Origin of the sequence: Bifidobacterium aemilianum (assembly GCF_003315635.1) — a bacterium.
Taxonomy (GTDB): domain Bacteria; phylum Actinomycetota; class Actinomycetes; order Actinomycetales; family Bifidobacteriaceae; genus Bifidobacterium; species Bifidobacterium aemilianum.
Window position 1 is genome coordinate 109,870 of the sequence record NZ_PDCG01000004.1, and the last position, 22,849, is coordinate 132,718.

The 22,849-nt window shown below is 62.4% G+C and carries 20 protein-coding genes and 1 other RNA gene; 5 read left to right on the top strand and 16 right to left on the bottom strand.

The window, feature by feature from the left end; genetic code table 11:
* Positions 1-37: 37 nt before the first annotated feature.
* The 3 genes from CRD60_RS05575 to CRD60_RS05585 all read right to left on the bottom strand — a co-directional run bounded on the left by CRD60_RS05575 (position 38) and on the right by CRD60_RS05585 (position 2,474).
* Complete coding sequence (locus CRD60_RS05575) at positions 38-964, bottom strand: hypothetical protein (protein ID WP_113860309.1); 927 nt, start codon at positions 962-964, stop codon at positions 38-40.
* A gap of 191 nt (positions 965-1,155) precedes the next feature.
* Positions 1,156-1,929: a histidine phosphatase family protein gene (locus CRD60_RS05580; RefSeq protein ID WP_113860310.1), complete on the bottom strand. Its 774-nt coding sequence runs from the start codon at positions 1,927-1,929 to the stop codon at positions 1,156-1,158.
* A gap of 2 nt (positions 1,930-1,931) precedes the next feature.
* Positions 1,932-2,474 (bottom strand): GtrA family protein, encoded by a 543-nt coding sequence (locus CRD60_RS05585; RefSeq protein WP_113860311.1) that lies wholly within the window; start codon positions 2,472-2,474, stop codon positions 1,932-1,934.
* 390 nt (positions 2,475-2,864) lie between these two features.
* On the opposite strand from CRD60_RS05585, the gene CRD60_RS05590 reads away from it, so the two are divergent.
* A complete protein-coding gene (locus CRD60_RS05590; RefSeq protein WP_113860312.1) occupies positions 2,865-3,212 on the top strand; it encodes a tautomerase family protein in 348 nt (115 codons plus the stop codon).
* A 174-nt stretch (positions 3,213-3,386) separates the two neighbouring features.
* Here the strand turns inward: CRD60_RS05590 and CRD60_RS05595 are convergent, their stop codons facing one another.
* The 3 genes from CRD60_RS05595 to CRD60_RS05605 form a co-directional block, all read right to left on the bottom strand.
* Positions 3,387-4,904, bottom strand: a complete 1,518-nt coding sequence (locus CRD60_RS05595) for a formate--tetrahydrofolate ligase (protein WP_113860344.1) — start codon at positions 4,902-4,904, stop codon at positions 3,387-3,389.
* A gap of 309 nt (positions 4,905-5,213) precedes the next feature.
* Positions 5,214-6,821: a C69 family dipeptidase gene (locus CRD60_RS05600; RefSeq protein ID WP_113860313.1), complete on the bottom strand. Its 1,608-nt coding sequence runs from the start codon at positions 6,819-6,821 to the stop codon at positions 5,214-5,216.
* A 168-nt stretch (positions 6,822-6,989) separates the two neighbouring features.
* The gene (locus CRD60_RS05605; RefSeq protein WP_113860314.1) at positions 6,990-7,541 is read right to left on the bottom strand and encodes a YbhB/YbcL family Raf kinase inhibitor-like protein; all 552 of its coding nucleotides are present in this window, start codon (positions 7,539-7,541) and stop codon (positions 6,990-6,992) included.
* A gap of 285 nt (positions 7,542-7,826) precedes the next feature.
* On the opposite strand from CRD60_RS05605, the gene CRD60_RS05610 reads away from it, so the two are divergent.
* On the top strand, positions 7,827-8,237 hold the full coding sequence (locus tag CRD60_RS05610) for a hypothetical protein (protein WP_127975651.1): 411 nt from the start codon (positions 7,827-7,829) through the stop codon (positions 8,235-8,237).
* Here the strand turns inward: CRD60_RS05610 and CRD60_RS05615 are convergent.
* From CRD60_RS05615 to ffs, 10 genes are all read right to left on the bottom strand, one after another.
* Complete coding sequence (locus CRD60_RS05615; RefSeq protein ID WP_127975652.1) at positions 8,154-8,636, bottom strand: InlB B-repeat-containing protein; 483 nt, start codon at positions 8,634-8,636, stop codon at positions 8,154-8,156. The two genes, CRD60_RS05610 and CRD60_RS05615, sit on opposite strands and share 84 nt — an antisense overlap.
* A gap of 118 nt (positions 8,637-8,754) precedes the next feature.
* A complete protein-coding gene (locus CRD60_RS05620; protein ID WP_113860317.1) occupies positions 8,755-9,612 on the bottom strand; it encodes a leucine-rich repeat domain-containing protein in 858 nt (285 codons plus the stop codon).
* Between the two features lie 205 nt (positions 9,613-9,817).
* Positions 9,818-10,624, bottom strand: a complete 807-nt coding sequence (locus tag CRD60_RS05625) for a leucine-rich repeat domain-containing protein (protein WP_113860318.1) — start codon at positions 10,622-10,624, stop codon at positions 9,818-9,820.
* Between the two features lie 90 nt (positions 10,625-10,714).
* Positions 10,715-11,215 (bottom strand): leucine-rich repeat domain-containing protein, encoded by a 501-nt coding sequence (locus CRD60_RS05630; RefSeq protein ID WP_113860319.1) that lies wholly within the window; start codon positions 11,213-11,215, stop codon positions 10,715-10,717.
* Between the two features lie 132 nt (positions 11,216-11,347).
* A complete protein-coding gene (locus tag CRD60_RS08660; RefSeq protein ID WP_127975653.1) occupies positions 11,348-11,542 on the bottom strand; it encodes a hypothetical protein in 195 nt (64 codons plus the stop codon).
* Between the two features lie 404 nt (positions 11,543-11,946).
* Entirely contained in the window at positions 11,947-13,098 is a 1,152-nt protein-coding gene (locus CRD60_RS05640; RefSeq protein ID WP_113860321.1) for a DNA polymerase III subunit delta', read from the bottom strand.
* 164 nt (positions 13,099-13,262) lie between these two features.
* Positions 13,263-13,961, bottom strand: coding sequence for a dTMP kinase (gene tmk / locus CRD60_RS05645; RefSeq protein WP_236630859.1), 699 nt, complete (start codon positions 13,959-13,961; stop codon positions 13,263-13,265).
* On the bottom strand, positions 13,958-16,915 hold the full coding sequence (gene topA, locus CRD60_RS05650) for a type I DNA topoisomerase (protein WP_113860322.1): 2,958 nt from the start codon (positions 16,913-16,915) through the stop codon (positions 13,958-13,960). The genes tmk and topA overlap by 4 nt, the downstream gene beginning before the upstream one ends.
* A gap of 144 nt (positions 16,916-17,059) precedes the next feature.
* Complete coding sequence (locus CRD60_RS05655; protein WP_113860323.1) at positions 17,060-18,325, bottom strand: phosphatase PAP2 family protein; 1,266 nt, start codon at positions 18,323-18,325, stop codon at positions 17,060-17,062.
* 153 nt (positions 18,326-18,478) lie between these two features.
* An RNA gene (gene ffs / locus CRD60_RS05660) (signal recognition particle sRNA small type) lies at positions 18,479-18,575 on the bottom strand.
* A gap of 391 nt (positions 18,576-18,966) precedes the next feature.
* Here ffs and CRD60_RS05665 point away from each other — a divergent pair.
* The 3 genes from CRD60_RS05665 (at position 18,967) to glf (ending at position 22,511) form a co-directional block, all read left to right on the top strand.
* A complete protein-coding gene (locus tag CRD60_RS05665) occupies positions 18,967-19,470 on the top strand; it encodes a hypothetical protein (protein WP_113860324.1) in 504 nt (167 codons plus the stop codon).
* Positions 19,467-21,119 (top strand): leucine-rich repeat domain-containing protein, encoded by a 1,653-nt coding sequence (locus tag CRD60_RS09300; RefSeq protein ID WP_113860325.1) that lies wholly within the window; start codon positions 19,467-19,469, stop codon positions 21,117-21,119. Before CRD60_RS05665 ends, CRD60_RS09300 begins: the two co-directional genes overlap by 4 nt.
* Before the next feature lie 231 nt (positions 21,120-21,350).
* Positions 21,351-22,511: a UDP-galactopyranose mutase gene (glf, locus tag CRD60_RS05675; RefSeq protein ID WP_113860326.1), complete on the top strand. Its 1,161-nt coding sequence runs from the start codon at positions 21,351-21,353 to the stop codon at positions 22,509-22,511.
* The last annotated feature ends 338 nt before the right edge of the window (positions 22,512-22,849 follow it).

A 22,849-nucleotide genomic window follows, 5' to 3' on the forward strand; every position in this document is an offset into this window, starting at 1 on the left:
CGCCCTTTGTACGGGCCACAGCCACCGGCGGCTGGGACTAGAGCTCGACCTTGGGCTTGTTGGTGTCATCAGGGATATGGGCGAACTTGGCGGCCAGGGCCTCCTTGTTCTTACGCTCGTCCTCCTCCTTGGCCTTTCGCTGGGCCTCTTCGGGATCCCATAGCAGATCCTCACGATGCTTCTTCCATTCAGCCGCAACCAGGGGGGCCAGCAGGGCGACCTGGGCATCCGCAAGCTCCTGGTCCGCCAGCCCGCCAGCGAAGGCCGCGGGCAGGAGCTGGGCAAATTCCTCAGCGGACAGGAAGAGCCGGGGAATGGCGAGCCGCTCGCAGAGCTCATTGATGTAGATCATGACCGGCGAGGCCAAGCCGGCAGCCGACTGTACACCCTGGCCAGCGGCCTCCGGCGATTGCCCAATGATGCCAAGCAACCCATGGCAGGCCATGACGACCATGGCCAGTCGCTCAGCCACCGCCTCCTCATCGGCACTCACCGCCACAGCCCCACCATCCGGGGCTTTGGCCCCGACGAGGGCCTCGACGCCCAGCAGAAACTCCGATACGGCTTCCACCGTGGACTGGTCCCATTTCAGCCCCAGCAGGCCGGCCGCAGCCATGACCTCCCGGATGTCACCGTTCTGGGAATACGCGGCCATCTGCTCATAGGCATCATTGGCGGCCAGGAGGGCATCGACCAGCTCCTGGGGGCGGCCGGGAATCTCCCACGCGCCCTCATAGACAAACTCGGCATCCGGAATGGTCACCTCCTGTCCGGACAGGAGCATGGCCACCGACCGGGAGATGCGCACCTGCAGGTTCTCCGCGTACTTGGCATCATTGGCGAGCTCCTTGGCATCGGTCAAAGGCCACATGCCAACGAGCTGGGCGCCCTCCCCTGCGGCCTGTCGCAGCTCAGGCATGGTGGAGACCCGGGTGATTTGGGCACTGTCCATATGAAAGGTCATGTCAGCTCCTTCGCGGTTTGCCGTGGCCGGTCCGCCAAGTGGACCTTGGGACCGGAACAGCCCGCGTCGACCCATATCAATCCAGGTCGGTCCAGTCGGCGGATACGGCATCATGCCCACCAGCCACTATCGGTCCAGCGGGCGACCAACAGCATCAGTCTACTTCGACTCTAGTCCAGTCGCGGACGGCTTCAGGCCACGTGGGCCGCAGGATCGGCGTATGTGATGGACATCACCTTGCCGGTCCGGGAGTTGAAGGTGATGGAGGTGAGCGAGGCCAGGGCCGTCTTGCGCATGAGCATGTTGTGTTCGGGGTGGCCGGTCTCCAACAGGTGCCGGTAGGACCAGATGGGTGACTCGTGGCTGACCACGATGATCTGCCGCCCCGGATATTGGGCGACCTTCTCCCTGGCGAAATCCTCGATGCGGCTGGCGATCTGCCGATAGGTCTCCCCCCAGCTGGGCCGCCATAGGTTGGCGACCAATCTCAGGTTCTCAGGCCGCCATAGGGCCCCGGCCCCATGGCCGATCCGCTTGCCCCTGAATTCGTTGACCGCCTCCAGCAGACGGGTGTCGGTCTGCAGCTCCAGGGGGCGCTGGCCGTGTTCGGCCCGGTGTTCGTTGAGGAGGGCCAGAATCGGCTCGGCGGTCTCCCGGGTGCGCTCAAGGGGCGAGGAGTAGACGGCGACGGCCGTGTTGAGCTGGGGGTTGGCGGCAATGTAGGTCGCTGTGGCCCGGGCCATCCGCTGCCCCCGGGCGGAGAGATGGAAACCAGGCAGACGTTCATAGAGAAGGTGATCCGGGTTCTCCACCTGGCCATGGCGCACGAAATTAATAGTGGTGGCCAGGGGGGCGAGTCCGCTTGATGAGCCCTTGGCATCCCTGGCGGCGGAGTCCGACGAGCCTTCTGGAGACGGTCTGGCCGCTGCCACCGGAGACCCGACCAGTGAATCCAAAGCAGCCATGGCTACCTCCATCCCTTGGGTGTGTGGGCCAGGGACCACAGCCCCAGCCTATGGGAGAAGCTATGCTCCCACTTGGTATCCAGCTCATCCCGGCTCAGCCGCTTGTCAGCTGGCTTGAGCCTGTTGCTGGCGTGGGTATGGGTGTCGTCCAGGAGCCACTTGCGAATCACGAAGTTCCATATGGCCACAACAAGGGCCGAGACCAGCTTGCCGATATTGGTGAAGAGCACATAGCGGCCGGTACCCAGGATCAGGCCAAAGGTGAAGCCTGCAAGGATGATCACATTGATGAGCAGGCCGATGGCGGCCGAGATGAAGAAGATCAGGACCTCCATCCATTGGGCCATGTCTTCTCGGTGCTTGAAGACATACTTCATACTGGCCAGATAGTTGAAGGCCAGGGACACCAGGAAGGAGATGATGCCGGCCGCAACGCTGTTCATATGCGCGAAGATGACCAGTAGGTTCAACACCCCCCAGTCAATCAGGAAGGCGATCAGTCCCACCACCCCGAACTTGACCAATTGCTCAATCAGTTTTCTCATAGGCACCCATTTAACACTCCCTGGCTGACGCGGGGGCGCAGAAGGGCTGATTCGTCACCGATTCCGCCCCCCTTGGTCTGCCGGGATGCGAAGCTGACCGAACCCGCCCACTCCTATGCTCCAGCGAGCGCGTTCATGCTGCGGTCTTGGCGGCAACCAGTCAGCCAGACGGCAGCCATACGGCAGCCGGACTGCTGTCCAGCAGGGAAAGCCAAGGCGGCCTTCCAAAGCTTTTCCGATTAGTATTGATGCCATGACCGGTCACCTGCCGATTCTCCCGCCTTGGGCCCAAGCCGCCGGGAGGCTGGGCTCGGCGATCGGCACGCAGGTCGGCAGTGGCCCATTGCCGGCGGATTCATCGCAGATGTTCATTGCAATCAAGGAGGAACCATGCCCGTCATCCACACCCACGTATCCGTACCCACCACTCCCGAGCAGCGCAACGCGCTCAAGGCCGCATACGGTAAAGCCATTACCGCCGTGCCAGGCAAGACCGAGAGCTGGCTCATGTGCCCCTTCGAGGACAACATGCCCATCTACTTCGCCGGAGATGACAGCAAGCCCGCAGCCTATGTGGAGGTCAACATCATGGGCGGCAACACCCCGCGTTCCGTCTGGGAGCAGATGAGCCGCGAGATCATGGGAGCCTTGGAATCGGAATTGGGCATTGCGCAGGACCGCACCTACATCCGCTACACGGCCACCGCTGACTGGGGCTGGAACGGCGGCAACTTCTAAGCCACAGACGGGCTTGTTGCCCGTCAGCCAAAGCCCGTGGTCCAAGGCCTCAAACCAAGGCCAAGACCCAGTAAAAACCAGGTCCCCTCCCCCGCCGCGTTTGAGCGATTGGGAGAGGGGGACCTTTGCTTGCCTTGCCCTGTGCCTTGCTGGTCGCCTCGACCCTGTGTTGGCTCAGACGATTTTGGGCATGGGTGTGGTCAGGGAGGTGGTCAGGTTGACCTGGACCACTCCGGCGCCCGCATGGACCTCAACCTTCTTCAGGGTCACGGTCCTCTGGTCGGCGGGGGCCGAGTCATTGTCGGTCATGGTGGCTGGTGACTTGACCGCAACCAAGGCCAGGTCGTCCAAACTGAAGCCGGCGTCGGCACACAGCTGCGTGGCACGGGTCAGGGATTCGACGAAGCCGTCCTGGTAGATGACCCGGTCTGCGGGCACACCGTAGGCCTGCTCGGCCACCCAACGAAGGTTCTCCACCAGGGCCATGCCCTTGTGGGAGTGGCTCTGGGCAGGGGTGGGGGAAGTGGTCAGGGTCTCGATCAAGTCATCAAGCTGTGATTCCAGGGCCTGGCCGCCGTCGCGGAAGAGGTTGCCGATGATGGGCTGGCGGAATTCGAGTTGCTGGGCCGTGGCCTTGAGGGAGTCGACCTGATCGTCCTCGCCGTCCCAGAGGTTGATCAGGGGGAAGGTGGGTATGTCCAGGCCCTCCAAGCGGTTGACGTGGAAGGGGTAGCGCCAGGCCAGGGCCGGGTCGTCGCGCCAGGTGGAGGCCCGGGTGACCACGACGGCAGCGCTGGGCCACAGACCGCCATACTCGCGGCAGGCTATGTCCAGCCACTTCTGGGCGCCGGCATCGGCACCATAACCGGCCTCGACCACCACCACATCATGCAGGGAACAGGCCATCTCCACGGATACCAGGCTGGGTATGCCCAGGGAGACGTTGGCGAAGGGGCCGCAGTGAACGTAGACGGGCGAGCCTTCACAGGTCTCGGTCAGGACTGGTTTCACGGCGTCGGCCAGCATGTCGGTGACCCGCCAGAGGTCAATGAATTCACCGAACCTGACCGGCTTACCCTCCTTGCTGCCGGCGATCATGGCGGCGACCCGCTGGCCAATCTCCTCCATGGACCGGGAGAGGACCACGATCTGCATGAGCTCGCAGGTGGGCGTCAGGACCACACGCTCGGGCAGGTCGCCCTTACCACGGTCCACGGCAATCTGGCGCAGGGACCGGGAGGGAAGCTCACTGACCCGGGGCACCAGAATGCTGTCGATGAGGCCCTCGTCCACGGCTTTTTCAGCGAAGGAGACCAGGAGGTTCTGGGCGCAGGCTATGGCCGCCATCTCGCCGCACAGACCCCAGTCAATCAGCTCAGGGTGGCTCAGGGAGGCCTTGCCGCCACCCGAGGCGCCACCCTTGGATCCGGCCGCAGTAATGCCCATGCTGGGCTGGCGCAGGACCGCCGCCGCATCTATGCCCCGGGCACGCAGGGCGTCGATCAGGGCGATGGTGGTGGTGGTCTTGCCTTCGCCACGGGAAGCCTTGAGCGGCGTATCGGCCGTGACGAGCAACACCTTGCCGTGCTTGCGCTCGGCTTGGGGGTTGCCCTCCAGGGACTTGAGATACCCAAAGGCATCAATCTTCCTGACAAGCCCATACTGACTACTGAACTGATCGATTGCAGACATGATCCTGACTTTCATATGCGCGGGGCAGGCACGCTGGGTGCCATGCTGCAGACATACTATCAGCAGAGCCATCCGCCTGGCTGGCCGTGCCCACGATTCCTTGAGCCGGCTTCCATTCCCTCGCCGCATCATCCAGCATCCGCTCATTCCTCCGAGAATGTCCCATCCCTCGCGGCACCTAACGCAAATCGCGAGAAATGGGACAACAATCGCCGAACAATGTCCCATTGCTCGCGATTACGTCGGATGTGCGACCGAGTCGGGGCCGGGACGAGGGGCAGTTGGGACTGGCGAGGCGGCGGAGCGGAATCAGTGGTCGGAGCGGTTGAAGCCGTTGCCCATGGACATGCTGGTGGTGTAGAGGACCGTGTCCAGGAGCTGGTCGGTCTCGGTCTTGAGCTGGTCGGCCATGGACTGGTTGGCGGCGGCCAGAATCTGCCTGGCCTCCGGGTCGCGGGTGGCGGCGATGATCTGATCGGGGGCCATGGGCTCCACGTCGCCATCGGCGTTGTCGGCGTCGAACTCCGTCTGGGAGACCTGCTCACCCTTGGCGCCGACCAGCCGGGCCAGCTGCTCGTCGCTGGCGATGACCATCCGGTGGCCCATGGCTCCGGTCTTCTCCTGGTAGCGCTCAATGGCGTTGGCGTTGGCGGCGAAGTCGGAGTCGCTCAGAGCCGCGATGATGCGGTTGGCCCAGTAGAAGTTCTCCGAGGTCACGCGGGTGGTGGTGCCCTCCAGGTAGGCGGGCGTGGAGTCCACGTTGGGGTAGAAGGGCACCAGAGTGTTGAAGGGGTTGGAGCCGTAGGCCATCCACTGGATGGACCTGTTGGCCTGGGGCCGGTAGGGGCGAATCTGCATGACTGCCAACTGGCTCTGCCGGTTGATGCCGATGGGCCGGAACATGTGGCGGCTATGCTCGTCACCGAGGGTTCCGTAAGGATCATAGGGGGTTCCCTGGTAGTGGGAGCTGAGCACGTACTTGACATCCTCGATGGTGAGCTTGCGCTCGGGCTGACGGGCCCAGGGAATGTCGTCGCTCTGCGGCTTGTGGTCGGCGTCGGGGCCGTCCCAGACCTCGTCGTAGGGGTTCAGGACCCGCTGGACGTACCAGGCACGCGGGGTATTGTAGACATGGTCGGAATCCGAGTGGGAACCGAAGGCATCACGGGGGTTGAAGGGGGTGGTGGCCTCCACGGCCAGGTCCAGGTGGTGGAGCCCGATGAAATCGGCCAGGTCGGCCGAGCACATGTGCTCCTCCTGGTCACCCAGGGCGTCATCCAGGTCGAACTCGTCAATGCCCAACTGGTTGGGCATGGTCACGTAGGCCTCGTCCGGCACCCTCTTGGCTATCCAATGGTGGCCACCCACAGTCTCCAGCCACCAGATCTCGTTGATGTCGGAGAAAGCCACACCATTCATCTCGTAGGTCCCATAGCGTTCCAGGAGGGAACCCAGCCTGGTCACGCCTTCACGGGCGGTCTTGATATAGGGCAGGACCAGGGTCAGAAAGTCCTCCTCACCAATGCCACCGGCACGCTCAGGCTCGTAGCCCTCCTGCCCCTCGACACCCTTGGCGGGCACGTATTCGACCAGGGGGTCGGCCCCCAGGACCCGCTCATTGGAGGTCAGTGTCTCGGTGGCGGACATGGCCACGTTGGCCTCGTTGACACCGGCCTCACCCCATATGCCCTCCTTGAGGTCCGCATTGGGCACGGCCGTGTACTGGAGGGGCTCCTCGGGCAGGTCGACCTCCAGGTGGCTGATGACCGCCCGGTAGTGACGGGGCTGGTCGGCGGGTTTCACGACCACGAACCGCTTGGGGCAGAACTCCCCATTGGCCGAGTCCTCGTTGCGGGCGATGATGGTGGAGCCGTCGTAGGAGGCGTCCTTACCGATGAGAATGGTGGTGCAGGCCATGTTCTTCCTTTTGTTTCGCTGACTTGTTCGCTGATATGAGATTGCGCTGATGAACCGAGCGTGCTACGGCTATGGCTACTGACGGCACAAGCCCTTCGCTGACAGACCCATCCTGGGACCGGCCCTCAAGCATGGGCTGGCGACTACCGGGCGGAGCTCAGCCTGGACTCAGGCCTTGCCGGTCAGGTAGATCTGCCCGTAGTCCAGGTCCCGGTCGCTCGTGCGCACGGCTTTGAGCAGTTCGTTGTACCAGAAGCCCTGGTTGAGGCCTGGCAGGGGCTGCGCACTCCCCCAGACCTGCAGGCGGTAGTCATGGTCTCGGTCGGGCGGGGTGGGGCCGTTGTAACGCATGGTGACCGCCGGGTCGCTCCCACCCACGAATTTGCCGGCCGCTGAGGTACGGCCCTGGGCGGCCTCGGGAATCATGGAGGGCAGTTGGCGGGAGAAATCAGGCGGGATCTGCAGGGCATGGGAGTCGTTGAAATCGAACATGAGGGCATCTACCGGCAAGTTGGCCACCGTCCAATGAATCCATTCGAATCCGCAGACCGGTATGGAATCAGGGTCGGTCAGGGCCCAGTGGAGGTAGTGGACCGAGGGGTCCAACTGGTCGATATAGAAGGGCAGGGAGACCACAGGGGTGTCCGCGACCTTGCCCTCCGGCGCCGCAGCCTTGGCATAGGCGTCTGGAATAACGATGAAATCAGCGGAAATCTTCATAGAACCAGTATCGCTCACCGGTCTGACCATTGCCCATAATCAGCTCACGGAAGGAAGCCCTGACCAGCTCAGGCCAAGGACCGGCACGGTTCACAGCTGCCATTGTCGGCGAGCGCTGTCGGCGAGCGCTCCCAGCAGCCTGGTGAGATTCAGTGGGAAGACTGCAAGGGAGGGTAGCAGCAGCATGGGTGGGGTGGGGGATGAAAAGCCCGGGGTGTGAGGCAATGAACCTGCCTCACATCCCGGAAGGCGACACCCTCACAGCGGACTCAGTGGTCATCTAGCATGACGCGGACCACGAACCACTGCTGTATGACGGACCCGGCCGCGACGGGCAAGGGCAAGGGCTTCGGCCATGAACAGGGCGATGAGAGCCGCAACGGCCACCGGCAACACAGCCGCACCTGTGGAGGGCAGGGGTTCACGATCAGACGCATTCTGGGACCAGCCGGCCTCCTGGGCCACAGGCGCTCGGCTGGAACCATGGCCACCAATATCACCCGGCACCAGGGGACCCTGGGACTTGGAGGGATCGGCAATCACCACGGGAGCGGGGGCATGGCTGCCAACAGCCTGATGGCTGCCTGCCTGCTGACCCTTGGCTCCTTGACCTTAGCCTGGGTGGCCTGCCGTATGGTCGCCATGGATGCCATGGTCGTCTTGATCCCCATGCGCGCCATAATCGCCATGAACTGAGTCATCGCCGCCTGAGCCATTGCCTGTAGCGCGCTTGGTCCCTTGGCCAGAGGCGCTGGGACCCTTGCCTCCATTCGAACCGGCCCCGGAACCATTCGTGCCCTTGACGGGTTTTGCCCAGCGGTTATGCAGGGTCATATCACCGGTCACCCGGTCCTTGGCGAAGTCCCATATCGCCCTGTCGTCGGTCAGCCAGCCATCGAAACCATAACCCGGCCTACTGGGGCCCTTGGGTCTGGTCAGCAGCTGGCCATGGACACCGTCTGCACGGCGACCGGGAACCCCGGCGGCATCGTAGCTGACCTGATGACGCCGGATCCGCCACTGGTCATACAAGGTAATATCGGCCTTGACCTGATCCTTCTGAAAATCCTGGATCCTCTTACCAGCAGAATCCATGGACCACACAGGAAGCCATACCCCGTGCGGGCAGGATCGGCCGGACGGACCATAAGCCCACCGTCAGCGACCGGCAGCAAACCTGGCTCCTGCAAGGTGCCGCCATTGGGGTTCAAGGTCACCTGGTGGAATGTAAGTAAATCTGGTAAACCACACCCGTGCAGTAACCCCTGCAATACGAATCGTCATCAGGGAGGAAGGTGAATCCATGGGGTCCAGGCTGGCTGGATGGCCAGGTTGCCTTGGCCCCATCAGGGCTGACCACTCCCCCGGTTGGATAGATACCGCCAAGATCAATATGCACATATGGGGAATCCAGGTCATTACTCTCAGCACGTATGGTCGTGGGGACATCCAGACTGAATTGCTCATGAGGATTAGCGACCTTCACATCAGGTTTGACAATACCATGTGAAGCATTGGCAGAAGCAATAATGTTCAAGCCCGGTTTGCGCTCCTGCAGAATCTGTAGACCACCGAGGTCCGGGACTCTATTCATAGCCGGAGAAAAGCCGTCTAAGACAGTCAACTCCTCAAGAGGTTTCACACTGGCAATCAGATTGTATTCAAGATTCAAGAATTCCAACGCATGCAGGCCCGACAGGGGAGAAAGATCGACAATACGGTTGCCTGACAGGGTCAGCGTGCCTAAGTTGGTCAGGTTTCCCGAAGGAGACAAATCCGAGACATAATTACCCCGTACATCCAAGTCAGCCAAATCCGTCAAACCGGCCAGAGGACTCACATCGGTGACAGCACCATCAACAACGGACAATGATCGCAGATGCGGCAGGCGCTGCAGGCCTTCAAGACTGGTCGTATGAGCCTCATGGTACCTACCGACAACCAGAGTGGTGATACCGGCAACCGTATCGTCGAATAGGTCATCAACCCGCCCATCAATCTGCCCAGCAACAACTTTTGCGACCTCAACATCATTGAAGCATTGGCGATGGCACTCGATTCCTTGACTCACGGCCCCGGGGCAGGACGCTCACGTTTCCACTGGGCGTACAGCGTCAAATCCTCCCGTTGACCATAGGTCTCAAAGAAAATGGATAGTTGCCTTCCTTATCGGTGGTCCAGCCGGTGAATACGCACCACTTCCTTACCTGGGGCACCGAAGATGTTGGCTGGTTCCACCTGGCTGCCCCCTTGGGAATCGAACCTGATCCTGGAAATCACACCCTCCCGAAACGTGCCAACGAAGGAGGACCTGCCACCAAGTGCTCCGGACAGATCATAGGCAGATCGGTAGGCATGAATGCCTGGTTGCGCATGTTTCCAGACGACGGTACCGGTCTTGGCATCACCCTTGCCCGAACCATCACCGACATTCCCAACACCAAGTTGTCCCATTGCCAAGTGGTGGCTGTAGCAGCGACGAGGGCATATCTTTCCCCCGGCATACCCACCAAAGGCATGGGCAGGGTAAGGGTCTGACCTGATTCCACCGCTGTCATCAACACCTGACGAATACACTGATCAGACAAATCCGGAGCTTTAAGGTGATGCTCGATCAGACCAGTCAGGGGAGTGATGTCCCTGATACGGTTGGTGGGCAGAATCAGCTTGGTCAGATGCTCCAGGTTGGATAGAGGCGTCAGGCCGGAGACCCGGTTGGCTGTCAGGTCCAAGGATTGCAGACTCGTCAGGGAGGCCACAGGCTCTATCTCAGTGTTTTGGTTACCTGCCAGACGAAGCGTGGTTAAATGCTCCAGGCCAGCTAAGGGGCTCAGATCATACAGGGACCCGTGCCGCACATACGAACCGTCGTTCCAGTTAGGACGGAAGGTGCTAGGACTGATATCCAAGACAGGCAAGTTGGGGAGGCCCGAAGCATCCTCCAGGTCGGTGAGCTTGAAGCAGTCACGTAAGGTCAGCTTCCACAGATTGGTCATAGCGGCCAGTCCCGAAGCATCCTCCAGACAATTCACATGGTCAAGATCAAAACCGGTGAAGCCCGGCGGATCCAACCACGAGGACATAGTGGTCAGCCTTCCGCAGCCCTCAATTGTCAGGGCGGTCAGAGCCGGCACATCAATCGGGGAGTCAAGATGCGCGAGTTTATCGCATCGTTATATGGTCAAGGTCTCCAGATTCGACAAATGCTCCAGATGCGACAATTCGATGAGATTCTCGCAGCCCTCCACCGTCAAGGTCCTCACAGGAGGTAACTGCTCCAGATGCGGCAAACCAGTGGTATAGTCGCAGCGCTGTACTGTCACTGTGGTCAAGGCAGGTAGGTCCTTCATGGCATCCACTGCCATCCGGGCTTGGTTCATATTCATCTGCTCAATCGTCACTGTCTTCAGCTTGGGCAGCTTGACTATCTTGGCATGGACCACACCACCATGGATGTTCAGCGTCTCCACAGCTGGCATACCTGACATCCACGAGGTCAGGTCCACTAGGGACGGATTTGAAACATTAGGATATATATCAATATCTATCTTTGTGACCGCAGACAAGGAAGACAGCGGCGGAATGTACTCGATATCCTCATACAGATTAAAACCCAGACTAGTCAGACCGGTGAGCAAATCCAACCCGGACAGGTTCTTGGGAGGGTCAAACAAAATATCTCCAAAATACAAGGTCCCGGCGAAGCTATCACGAACAACCTCGGTGAAGGTGGAATCCGTGGTGATTGCACTGGCACCCGACGCTGATGCCTGGTTGTTGTACTGAGAGACAATCTTTCTGGCGAATTACGAATCTGGAAAGCAACCGGCCACGGTGCTCGCTCCCGCTGTGCAGATCGTACGCTTGGAGGGGGCCGGAGATTCGCGGGTCGTCAGACAAGGGGCGGACCTGGTGGAAGGGGCGGGCACAGCGGCCAAGAACTTGGGTGCGTCCTTTCTGACCTTGCCATCCTTGCCGTCCTTGCCGACGGGAGAATTCATATCCCCCTGCCGACCCTGCCATCCGAGGTGACTGTTGAACCCTGAAGAGAGCCCCTCCTGCGCCCCGGCGGCCGGAACGAATATCACACTTCCTACTGGCAGCATTGCAATTGTCAGCACCACGGCGGGCAACACAAGCATGGCATGTTTCCACATGCTCATTGCCCCCATCAATACGAAAGCCATGCCCACATGCTCTATGGGCAAGGCCATTACACGAATTCGCAGGAACCCGCATCCTTGCGAGTCCACATTGTGTTCTCGGTAGCTTACAAGCACAAACCAGGCAAGGCCAAACAGAGGTACACGCCGCTGGGAAGCGGGGCTAGACCGTGTTGGCGTTCAGCGAACGGAGCCGCCAAGCTGCCGCATAGACACCCGCTGACGCATAAGCACAGGAATGGTCAGGGCAGAAGTGCGCAGAAGAGGGCCTCGAAGACCAGCAGGGGGTTGCCATTGCCCAGAAGCCGGCGACGGGCCTGGCTGATGGCCTCCAAACGGCGGACGGCCCCCTGGCGGTCCAGCTGGGCGGACAGGTCCGCTATGGCACGGCGGTTTTCCAGATTGACCAGACCGACCGAATCCTCGGCAGCATTTTGCAGGACGGCCACATCCCGGTAGATGCTGGCTATGGAGTTCAGCGCCCGGTCCAACACATCTCTGGTCCGGCGGGTGGCCAGCCGTTTGATCTGGTCCTTCTTCCCGATGGCGTTGTATGCGGAACGCAGCTTGGGTGGAATCCGGTCGCCCTCGGCCAGGCCGTTGACCCGGCGAAAGGACAGCTCCTCGGCATGGATCTGCTGTTCGGCGTCACGGGTGGCCTGCGATGAGGAGCTGTCAATCAGACTGGCGGCCAGGAGCACAGCGTCCGAGGCCCTGTGCAGGTTCAGCACGCCGACGATCAACTCGTCACGGTCGTGCATGACCAGCTCGTTGCTGGCATAGAGCTTGGCCACGCCGATGTGCCCCTCGGCCAGGCGGGCGGCCCGCTGGGCCACCTTGGCCTCGGCGCCGACCTCCTTGGTCAGGTAGTCGGCCACGGCTTGGGGCTGGGGCACGGCCAGGTTGACGATGCGGGTACGGGAGCGGATCGTGGGCAGCACGTCCTGGGCGCTGGGGGCGCATAGGAGCCAGATGGTGTGGGCGCTGGGTTCCTCGATCTCCTTGAGGAGGACGTTGGTGGTGCGTTCCAGCATCCGGTCCACATCCTCGATGATGATGATCCGCCAGGGTGCCGTGGATGGCATCTGCTCGGAGATGCCGATGAGCTCGCGCACCTCCTTGATGCCGATGGTGACCTTGTCGGTGGCCAGAACCTCAACATCCGGGTGGGAGCCGGCCAGAATCTGCTGGGTGGCGCGGGTGGGCTCGTCGGCCATGCCATGGTCTGGGTCCTCCAGGGCTGCGGCGAAGGCCCGGGCCAGGTTGGACCGCCCGGACCCGGGAGGCCCGCAAATCAGCCAGGATTGGGCGATGGCCTTGGGGTCGCCAGATGCGACGGCCTGCAGCTGCCTGACCACCCGGTCCTGCCCGATGATCGAATCCCAGACGCTCATGCTCTCAACTCCCATGGTAGACGAATGCCACTGCCTACAGAAGACCTCTCAACTGCTCGTAGTCCGGGCTCAGGTCCGCCATACATTGTAGGCACCAGTCTACAGACCCGAGCCGTGGCCGTCATTCCAACAGCAGTGGGTTGGGCTTCTCGCTCGCAAGTGCCTTAGGCCAGCAGGCCTTCGCAGTCGGGTTGAATCTGCCGCCAGACCTGGTCTATGGGTTGGCTGGCATCAATGACTCTGAAGCGTTGCCGTTCTTGGGCTGCCAGCTTCAGGAACTCCTGGCGGGTGCGGGTCTGGAAGTCACTGCCCGCGGATTCCATCCTGTCGGCAGCCCCACTGAAGCGCTGGTGGGAGAGGGCCGGATCCATATCCAGCAGGTAGGTGCGGGCGGGCAGGAGCCCGTCGGTGGCCCAGAGGCTCAAGGATCGGATGGCCGCTGCGGTCAGTTCACGGCCGCCTGCCTGGTAGGCCAGGGATGAGTCCAGGTAGCGGTCGGAGATGACCACTGCGCCAGCGTCCATGGCCGGGCGGATGACCTGGGCCACATGCTGGGCCCGGTCGGCGGCGAAGAGCAGGGCCTCGGCACGGGGGCTGATGTCAACCTCCTGGCCCTCCTCGTCGGTCCCGGCCTCAAGAAGCAACCCGCGTAGAGCTACTCCCAGCTGGGTTCCACCAGGTTCACGGGTCACTACCACCTGCCTGCCACGGGACTCCAGAAAGACTCTCAGCCGTTCAACCTGGGTGGTCTTGCCCACGCCGTCTACGCCCTCGAAGGAGATGAAGAGCCCCTGGGACCGACCTATATCCTGCCGAGTCGCACTCTGGCCCGTGTTCAGCACCGCCTCCTGACCCATGCTCATGCTTTCTTGCTTGAGGCTGCTGTCTTGCTGGCAGCGCTCTTGCGAGTCGTCGTGGCCTTCTTGGCTCCCGTGGCCTTCTTCGCGGTCGAAGTCTTCTTGGTGGTTGAGGTCTTCCGCGCTGTGGTCTTCTTGGCGGTCGTCTTCTTGGCCGTGGTCCGCCTGGACCGGCGTTTGGTCGGCCCCGCAGCCCGCTTCTCGGCCAGGAGTCTGAAGGCCTCGGCCGGGTCGATGGATTCGGGGGTGTACTGCTTGGGCAGGGTCCGGTTGGTTTCGCCATCAGTGATGTAGGCCCCATAGAAGCCGTCCTTGATGGTGACGTTCTTGCCGTTCTCGGGGTCCGCCCCCAGTTCGCGCAGCGGCGGCTTGGCCTGGCCACGCCCACGGCCACGGCCGTACTTGGGCTGGGCGAAGAGTTCCTTGGCCTTGGCCAGGTCGACGGTGAAGATCTCGTCCTCACTGGTCAGGGACCTGGTCTCGCTCTTGCCATCGGTCGAGGTCTTGGTCAGGTAGGGGCCGTAGCGCCCGTTGTTGGCCACCACGGTCGCCTTGCTGACCTCACCGGTCTTGCTATCGGTCTCCTCGACCTCACCGACCTCCCGGGGCAGGCTGAGGAGCTTCAGGGCATCCTGCAGGCTGATGGTGTCCGGGCTCATGGTCTTGAAGAGGGAGGCCATGCGGGGCTTGGGGGCCTCGGCCTTCTTCTTGCTGCTTCTGCTGGCTGACTTGGAGGATGGCTTGCCACCATCATCCTTGCCATCGGCGGTCCCGGAGGGCTCAGCCTCTGGCAGGGTCAGCGACACATAGGGCCCGAACCGCCCCACCCGCACTTCGACCTTGCCGCCGGTCTTCGGGTCGGTGCCCAGCTCACGGGGTCCGCCGGCATTGTTCTCAATCAGCTCGTGACCGGCCGCCACCGTCAGCTCGTCGGGAGCCATGGTGTCGGGGATGGAGGCACGCTTGGGGTTGCCGTTGGCATCCAGGTGCTCCATGTCCTCCAGGTAGGGCCCGTAGCGGCCGACCCGTACATGCAGGCCGTCGCCGATCTCGATGGTGTTGATGGCCCGGGCGTCAATCTCACCCAACTGGCCCACCTGCTCCTGCAGGCCCTGGTGGGCCTGGTCGGCGTTCTTGGCCGCCCCATCGCCGGACCCGAAGTAGAAGGCCGTCAGCCATTCCTTGCCGGTCTCGGCCCCGTGGGCAATCTGGTCCAGCCCGTTCTCCATGTCGGCGGTGAACTCGTAGTCCACATACTTGGGGAACTTGGTCTCGAGCAGCTTGGTGACCGCGAAGGCCAGCCAGGAGGGAATCAGGGCCCGGCCACGCTCATAGACATAGCCGCGGTCGATGATGGTGGAGATGATGCTGGCGTAGGTCGAGGGCCGGCCTATCTCCTTGGCTTCCAAGGTCTTGACCAGGGAGGCTTCGGTGTAGCGGGCGGGGGGCTGGGTCTGGTGCCCCTCGGCCTCGACTGCGGAAGCCTGGAGAACATCGCCCTGCTTCATGGGTGGCAGGGCCGCGTTGTCGTCCGGGGACTCGCCCTTGGCCTTGGCCTTGCCCGCGTCACCGTGATTGGCGGGTCTGCCCCAACCGGTGGCCTTCATGAATCCGGGGAATTCGATGACGGTACCCGATGCCTGGAAAGTGGCGGGCCCCTCCTTGCCGGCATCGGCAGAGAGCTTGATGGTGGCGGTCGAACCGGTGGCGTCCGCCATCTGTGATGCCAGGGTCCGCTGCCAGATCAGGGTGTAGAGCTTGAGCTGGTCGGGCGGCAGGCTGGTGGCCAGCTGGGCCGGGTCGCGGAAGCTGGACCCCGCCGGGCGGATGCACTCGTGGGCCTCCTGGGCGCCGGCGGTCTTGGTGGCGTACTGCTTGGGTTTGTCGGCCAGGTAGGAGGAGCCGTAATGGTATTCGACGGCGGAGCGGGCGGCTGCGATGGCCTCCTGGGAGAGGGTCACCGAATCGGTACGCATGTAGGTGATGTAGCCGTTCTCGTAGAGTCCCTGGGCGGCACGCATGGTCTGCCGGGAGCTCATGGAAAGGCGGTTTCCTGCCGCCTGCTGGAGGGTGGAGGTGGTGAAGGGTGGCAGGGGCCGGCGGCGGTAGGGCTTCGACTCGGTGGAGACCACCTCGAAATCCGCTGCTTTCAGGGTCTTGGCCAGGGCTTGGGCCTGGTGTTCGTCCATCTGCAGGACATTGCCGGCGAATCCGGCGGGGGTCAGTTTGCCGTCGTCGCCAAAGTCCTTGGAGGCGGCCAGACGCTTGCCGTCGAGGCTGACCATGCGGGCCTGGAAATCGACGGACTGGCCGTCGGCTCCGGGAGCGGACAGGTCGGCGGTCAGGTCCCAGTAGGAGGCGGCCACGAAGGCCATCCGTTCCCGTTCGCGTTCAACAATCAGCCTGGTGGCCACCGACTGGACCCGCCCTGCGGACAGACCCGGCCCCACCTTGCGCCACAGCACCGGTGACAGCTCATAGCCGTAGAGGCGGTCGAGCACACGCCGGGTCTCCTGGGCGTCGACCATGTGGCTGTCTACGTCACGGGTCTTGTTCAGTGAGGCCTTGATGGCCTCGGGGGTGATCTCATGGAAGACCATGCGCTTGACCGGAACCTTGGGCTTGAGGGTCTGGACCAGGTGCCAGGCGATGGCCTCCCCCTCACGGTCCTCATCAGTGGCCAGGTAGAGTTCGTCGGCATTCTTCAGGGCGCTTTTAAGCTCCGCCACGGTCTTCTTCTTGTCGTTGCCTACCACATAGTAGGGCTCGAAGCCGTCGTCGACATCCACGCCGAACTTGCCGAACTTGGCCTTCTGGGAGGCGGGAATCTGACTGGGCTGGGCCAGGTCGCGGATATGGCCGACTGAGGCCTTGACCGTATAGCCCTTGCCGAGGTAGCCACCGATCTTCTTGGCCTTGGTAGGAGACTCGACGATAACGAGTTTGGTGCCAGTTGACATTGCCGCTCCTCGCTTCCTAGCGTTTGACCGCCATCATACTCATACCATATGGCTATGGTCGGATAGCCTTTCCCCTGTGTCCCGCACGGCGGGAAGACCAGCCGGCCGGGCTGGGCGGGCCACGGGCCTAGGGCCAGCCCCGCCTCAGCCCACCGTTACGGGAGGAGCCGGCGGGGCACCCACCAGTCCAAGCTTGGACAAGGGTGAGGCGGTCAGCTGGCGCATGGCCAGGACCAGCCCCGGCCCTAAGGTCGCCAGGGCCGCGATGATAATCAGGGCGGAGTCAACGGCCCCCTCCCTGGCCCACTGGGTGCTCATGCCCAAGCCCGGCTGGACCTGCCAGATGACATAGCTGCCATAAAGGGAGAGCATGATGCCGCCTGTTATGAGGATGCTGGACACAATCTGGATGCTGGCCGAGGAGACCCGCTCCCCCGGCCGGTCCATGCCTGACCCTCGAGTGAAGACCAGCACCAGCAGGGCCAGGCCGGTGACCAAGAGCATGGACATGACCACATCCGAGGGCCTATGCCACTGCCCGGCCACCAGGGAGAAGGCCACCAGGGAGCTGTAGAGGCCGGCGACCAGGGCCATGGCAGCCCGCCAGACCCTGGGGACAGCACACAGGAGCATGATTGAGGCCGCCGTGGCCAGGATGGTATGCCCGGAGGGGGCTGAATTCTTGGCGGTCGAAGCCACATAGATGATCTGCGAACGGGGCAGGACCAGCTTGAGACAGGCCGCCGCGAAGCACAGAACGCCGAAGGCCGCCATCTGCCCCAGCAGCCACCAGCGCTTGCGCACCACTATCACCAGGGTGGAGATCAGCCCCAGGGCGATGCTGATGGCCACGATGGGCCAACCGCTCAGCTGGGTGGTAGATACGGACAGGAATCCCACCAAGGCCGTGACCCAGGAGGGCAGGGTCTCCTTCAAGCCGGACCAGACCATGTCGTCATAGCTCTGCCCGTCCATGGTGCGCACGCCCAACCAGTAGACTCCCGCCGCCAGGGCAAAGCAGACCAGGGCGAAGACCAGGCAGAGAATACGACTGGACATGCGCGGATGAATGCTCAAGGGGTCCATGCGGGCGAGTCCGTCCTGGCCCTGGCCCTTCTCATCGGCCTGGCCATCCTGCCCGGACGCACCCGAGTCAGCGGCAGCCAATGGCCCAAGGCCCACGGGCTCGCCATCCCTTTCGGCCGCCTGCGAAGTCACCCACGGCGAACCGGAAGTCGGTTCCATGGGCTGGAAGAGTACGGGGCCCGCGCCACTTCCGGCGGACTGCTGGGGCAGTGGCAAGGACTGTGGCTGAGGCTGCGGCGGCTGACCTGCCAGCCCGGCAGAAGTGGGGGCGGATCCATCACGTTCAGGGTCTTCAGACCTCTGTGGCGCAAATTCATCAGTCATATCTATGACCTTAAGGCCAGAAGCCTACCTCCGGCAGGCTCAACGACCCCCTTCAGCCAAATGCGCACAAACCGACCCGCCGAAGCTGGCCCTACAGCATTCCCGGTTCTCCATGGCTCGCCCTTGAGCCAACCCGGCCAGCCGGGCTTGGAAAAGAGTAAACCTTCACGCACCCGCCAGAGGCCACTTACCCTTGCTGCATTCCTGCCCTGGGGGGATTGGGTGACATAACGCCACGTGAAGGCATAGACCAGTCTACAGCATGGGCGGACAGCTTTCTTTTCATCTACTACGCGTGTTATAGTTGCGAACCAGCGCATCATGTTGCTTGTAGGCCGTCCCGGAATCCGTGGGGAGATTCATAGAAGGGGACCAAGCCCCGTGCACAAGCCACCAAAACCCAAGCCGGAGGCACATCCGGCCCATTCACCGACCTGCCAGCCTGGTCGCTTGGCCGGTCGGTGGGTTCGGCACGGTGAGCCTGCAAGACCTGACCGCATGGTGCATGGACACGACACAGAAGAGAACCATTCCAAAAGGAACCACGAGTATGTTGAACACCTTCGTCCGCGCAGCGATAGCGGGACTGCTCTGCCTGGGTATGACCACCACAGGGCTGGCAAATACGACCCCCCCCCCCCGTGAGGGATAGGGACGCCTCAACCAGCAGTACCAGCGATAAGCTAAGGGACCAGACCAGTCCCAGCAGGTCATCAGAAGACCGGACGAACAAGAGTGAAGGCAGGGTCCGCACCGTAGCGGAGCCGGCCACAACAGGCCAGAAGGCAGCACGGCCACAGCAGACTGAACAGACCGTACAGGACCAGCCACAGTCCAAGACCCTGGCAGACGCAGGAACCCCAGGCGATGGGCGGACCCCTCTGGGCGGGCAGGACACATCCAAGACCGGCGAGAGCCCCAACGCCCAGGCCCAGCAACCCGATACCCCAAACACCCCGAACATTCCAAGCAGCCAGGACAGGGCAACCGGCCCGCAGGCCAGCGAGGGCAAAGCCAAGGCCAAGGACCAGTCCAAGGCCTCACCCCAGGACGCCGGCCCCACCAGCCCATCTGACCAACCCCGCAAGGGACTGACGCCCCGTGGCGGCATTGGTGTGCGCGGGGCGTATGCACGGTCAATGTGAGCACCTTCCGTGACTGCTTCGGCACAGTTGGTGACACCAGCCTGGCCGACGCCATAGCCGGCGCCCTGGCCAAACTGCCCACCGCCACCTTCACCAGCGCCGACCAGGCCACCACCAGCCTGAGCCTGCAGGACAAGAAGATCAAGAGCCTCGAAGGCATCGGCAACCTGCCCAACCTGGCCAGCCTGGACCTGGGAAGCAACCTGATCAGTGACGTGTCGCCCCTGGCCGCCCTGCGCGGCACGCTGCAGAAGGTCTGGCTGGACCACAACCGGATCACCGACCTGACCCCCATCGACCCATACAACAACTCCTACCCCAAGCTCAAGTGGTTGGATGCCACCGGCCAGCTCATCAGCGTGCCCGCCCCCGCACCAAACGCCACCACCGTGACCCTGGGACCCGTCACCCTCGACTACGCCAACAACCACTTCACCGGAGCCGACACGGGCTGGCTAATCTCGTACATGCCCAGTCCCGGTGCCCGCGACCCCAGCACCCACCCCGCACCAACCGGGGGCACCTGGCAGACCGGCAACCGAAACGGCAACAGGTCGGGGGCCTACACCTGGCCCACCGGAGGCACCCACACCTACGGATGGACCTACATCAACAGCACCAGCGCAGGCGGCAACTACACCTTCGCCTTCACCGGCACGATCGTGAACAAGCCGGTGTGCCGGCCCGGGGTCAACACCATCGCCGAATGCTTCCCCGACACCAACATGGCCAACGCCATGGCACAAGCCCTGGGCAAGACCACCAACGACCTGGTCACCCCCACCATGCAACAGAACACCACCAGCCTAGACCTGGGCAACAAAAACATCGAAAACGTGGAAGGCATCCAAACCTTCTATAACCTGCAGAAGGTCTGGCTGGACCACAACCGGATCACCGACCTGACCCCCATCGACCCATACAACAACTCCTACCCCAAGCTCAAGTGGCTGGACGCCACCGGCCAGCTCATCCCCGCCCTACCCGCACCAAACGCCACCACCGTGACCCTGGGACCCGTCACCCTCGACTGCAACAACAGCCACTACACCGGAGCCGACACGTACGGCTCAGCCTCGGACATGAGTCCCGGTCCCCGCGACCCCAGCATCCACCCCACACCAACCGGGGGCACCTGGCAGACCGGCAACCGAAACGGCAACAGGTCGGGGGCCTACACCTGGCCCACCGGAGGCACCCACACCTACGGATGGAACTTCATTCACCATACCAGAGCAGGCGGCTACTGGACCTTCGCCTTCACCGGTGAGATCACCTATTCGGGCTATCGGGTCACGTTCGACCCACAGAACGGGCAGGCACCAACCCACGTATGGCTCGAAAACTTCAACCTACCCGTGGCCAAACCAGGAACCGACCCACTCAAACCCGGATACTCCTTCACCGGCTGGTACACCCAACCAACCGGCGGCAACAAGTGGAACTTCTCCACCATCATCCAGGACAACATCACCCTATACGCCCACTACCAAGGCAACCCACTACCCATGACAGGAGGAACACCCAACCAAGTGCCAACCATCATCGCACTAGCCGCATTAGGGCTGGCCGGAGTCACCATCTGCACCAGAAGGATGATGGATCGGAACCGGCCATATGGGTCAACCAGACCAAGCCGGAGCTGGTGATTTGCTGAGGGGCTCGTCCCACCCCTAGCCTTGCCCCTGTCGCATACCCCCATCTGCGGCAGGGGTATTCTCATACCGCCATGCCTGTGCATGGCCCAGGCAGCCGGGGAACCGACCGCCGCCGGAAGAGACTGGCTACGCCGAGGGGGATGACCGGCTGCTGCTCCCTCCCTTGCTCCTGATAGCATGTGCCTTGTAAGGCGGGCGGAAACAGGGCGAAAGGATAAAGTTATGGATGTGGATCTGGTGGTTGTTGGGGCTGGGCTCTTTGGGTTGACGGTGGCCCAGCAGGCGGCCGAGTTGGCCGGGGCTCGGGTGCGGATCATCGACGTGCGTGACCATATCGGGGGCAACGCGTATTCCTACATGGACGAGGAGACCGGGGCCGAGATCCACAAGTACGGGGCCCATCTCTTCCATACCTCCAACCAGCGGGTCTGGGACTATGTCAACCGCTTCACCGAGTTCACGGACTACACCCACCGGGTCTACACCACCCATGGGGGCGAGGTCTACCCCCTGCCCATCAACCTGGGGACCATCAACCAGTTCTTCCACGCCCACTACAGCCCGGCCCAGGCCCAGGCGCTGATCGCCGGGCAGGCGGGCGAGCTGGCAGGCACCGATCCAGAGAACCTGAACGACAAGGGCATCAGCCTTATCGGCCGACCCTTGTATGAGGCCTTCATCAAGAACTACACGGCCAAGCAGTGGCAGACCGACCCCTCCGAGCTGCCGGCCTCCATCATCAGCCGACTGCCGGTCCGTTTCAACTACGACAACCGCTACTTCAAGGACACCTGGGAGGGCCTGCCCAAGGACGGGTACACGGCCTGGTTCGAGCGGATGATCGCCGACCCGCGCATCAGCGTGAGCCTGTCGACGGATTTCTTCGATGCGGGCCAGCCCTGGAACCGCGACGCCCTGGCCGGCAGGGTGCCGGTGGTCTACACGGGCCCCGTGGACCGTTACTTCGACTACCGGCTGGGCGAGCTCAAGTGGCGGACCGTGGACTTCAAGGAACGCCGCTACGACGAGGACGACCACTTCGGCTGCCCGGTGATGAACTTCTCCGACCCGGACGTGGCCTACACCAGGGCCATCGAGTTCAAGAACTTCAACCCCGAACGCCGTGAGGCGCAGAACCACGAACGGACCGTGGTCTGGGAGGAGTACAGCCGTTTCGCCGGCCGTGGCGACGAACCCTACTACCCCATCAACACGGCCCAGGACAGGACCCTGTACAACCAGTACAGGCAGCTGGCCGCCGCCGAACCCCAAGTCATCTTCGGCGGGCGCCTGGGCACCTACGCCTACTACGACATGCACCAGGTCATCAACTCCGCCCTCATCGCCTACGACAAGCAAATCTCCCCACTCCTGGCCAAGTAGGGCAAGACCGCCCGCCCCGTCGTCTCACAGCCGCCCAGCCCCTGACTGATGCTGGGCGGCCCGCCAGTCTTATCCCCAAATCCGGTCCCAGCTGGCCCCAGTCCCAAATCCAGCCAGCCATAGTCAGACCAAAGCAGTTCCAGTTTCAGGTCAGGTAAATCATAGTCAGTTCCTATCAGTTCCAGTTCCCAACCCAAACAGATTCGACTCCAGTTCCAAATCCAGTCGGTAAGCCTTAATGGCACATTTTTGGCGTTTAGCGTCCAGCTACACCAAGAATGTGCCATTTTTCTGGATTCAGTGGCACATTTTTGACGTTATCTCGATTCTGACACCAA